Origin of the sequence: Helicobacter bilis ATCC 51630, from assembly GCF_000686565.1 — a bacterium.
In the GTDB taxonomy this organism is placed as follows: domain Bacteria; phylum Campylobacterota; class Campylobacteria; order Campylobacterales; family Helicobacteraceae; genus Helicobacter_A; species Helicobacter_A bilis.
In genome coordinates, this window is the sequence record NZ_JMKW01000110.1 from 1 (window position 1) to 1769 (window position 1769).

Sequence of the window (1769 nt, forward strand, 5' to 3'; positions counted from 1 at the left end):
TTTGCTTTTATAAAGTCTTGGTAAGCTTTGTTGTTTATATCAAAGCCTTGTGTTGTGTTTTGTGTTTGGTGTATTGGCTCTTGGGCTTGTGTGTTAGATTCTGTATTGTCTTGTGTGTTTAAATCTGTGTTTTGTGCTTCAAGTTGTGGCATTGGTTTATGTTGTGTAACTAAATCTGTGTTTGCTACTTGTATTTCTGTGTTTTTTTCTTTGTTTTGGGTTAGTGTGGGGTTTAGAGAGAGTGTCATTTTGTTAATATCCTTTTTTTTGTGAAAGTTTTCATCTTGGTTATACATTTTAACGATTTACCCTTTTTTATGATAGTCATTATCGTTTAGATAACTCCTACCATAAAAAAGGGTAAAAACATTAAAAGCCATAACGCAATCTTAGAAAGCTGGTTTGCTTTGTTTTGTTTCCGCATACTTAGTTCCTTTTGTTTTCTTTGCCTTGTTGCTTGTTTGCTTTTCCTTGTCATGTTCCCCCGCAAAGCAAACATCTTTATTTTCATGCTAGTGAGATGTTTCGTGCTAAAGCGTTCAACATGACAAAAGGGGCAGATGTTTGGGCTTTGCCTCAACATGACAGACTTTATTATTTTTCTCGTAAAAGCTTTATAGCTTCACTTACTCCGCCATCGCCCTTTTCATTTAAGATTCCTAAAGCTTTTACCCTTTTGCTATAACCTTGCCCTAAAGCTTCACCGCCTTGCCCTCTTCTTAAATCCCCCCTTAATTGATTGATTAACTCCATTTTTAGCGTATCACTTTCACTCATAGGGACTCCTATGCTTTGTGTATAATGATATTTCTCATTGAGATTATTTACACCTTGATCTAATACCGAATCAACTGCCGCAAGATAGTTTCCCCGACTTTTTAAAGTATTGTTATATAAATCTTTGGCATCTTTTACATGTTGTACGGCTACTTTACCTGCCCCACCTGCTAGGGTTCGTGCGACTGCGTATTCATCCCTTTGATTATCTGTTAATATCTTTTTATTATCTTCATTTGATAAAAATCCAAAGATACCGCCTGATTTATAGTTTAAATATCTGCCAACATTTGAAAAAGCATTAGCCCCATAATAGCTATTATCTTGTTTTTGATAGACATCTTCATAATGTTCTGCACTATCTAGCAAGGTTTTCATATCTGCGTATTGTGTGGCTATATCGCCCCTTGCCTTGCCTACGTCCGCCCTTTTAACATTGGCGTTTAAGTTCATATCAATGTCAATACGCTTTAAATCTACTCCTAATTGTTTTGCTAAAAAAGCTTCAAGGATATTCATATTTTCTTTATCATCAAAAAGGCTTATCCCTGTATTTCTGTAGCGTTTTGGGGCTAGGGTTTTTGTTGTTGCTTCGACTTCGTTTTCTTCCTTTGGCGTATTTTGTGGGGGATTAAGGGAATTGTTATAGGATTCTTGCAAGGATTTATTATTTTGCATAGCGTTTAAAAACTCTTTTTGATTGGCTTCATCATTAAGGGCATTTTGAAAGGCTTCATTATCTTTTTGTTGTTGCTCTTTTAGGGATTCTTCCTGCTTTTTTGCTTCTGCTTCTTTATCTTTGGTAAGGCTATGTACTGCCATGCCTCCTGCTACTCCTGCGGCTGTAGTCCATGCGAGTCCTTGTCCTGTCCCCATACTTGCTATAAGTGGGATAAGTGGTAATGCCATTTGTTATCCTTTTTTTTAAATAAAAAAGCTTTCATCTTGGTTATACATTCTGCAAATTTTCTACATTTTGACTAGTCATTATC

At 36.0% G+C, this 1769-nt stretch carries 2 protein-coding genes; both read right to left on the reverse strand.

Translation table 11 applies throughout. The annotated features are described in order from the left end of the window. The coding region (locus tag T368_RS14145; RefSeq protein ID WP_034595281.1) for a hypothetical protein at positions 1-296 on the reverse strand (296 nt) is incomplete at its 3' end. A 298-nt stretch (positions 297-594) separates the two neighbouring features. Continuing rightward, entirely contained in the window at positions 595-1686 is a 1092-nt protein-coding gene (locus T368_RS0111410; RefSeq protein ID WP_004084636.1) for a hypothetical protein, read from the reverse strand. Between the last annotated feature and the right edge of the window lie 83 nt (positions 1687-1769).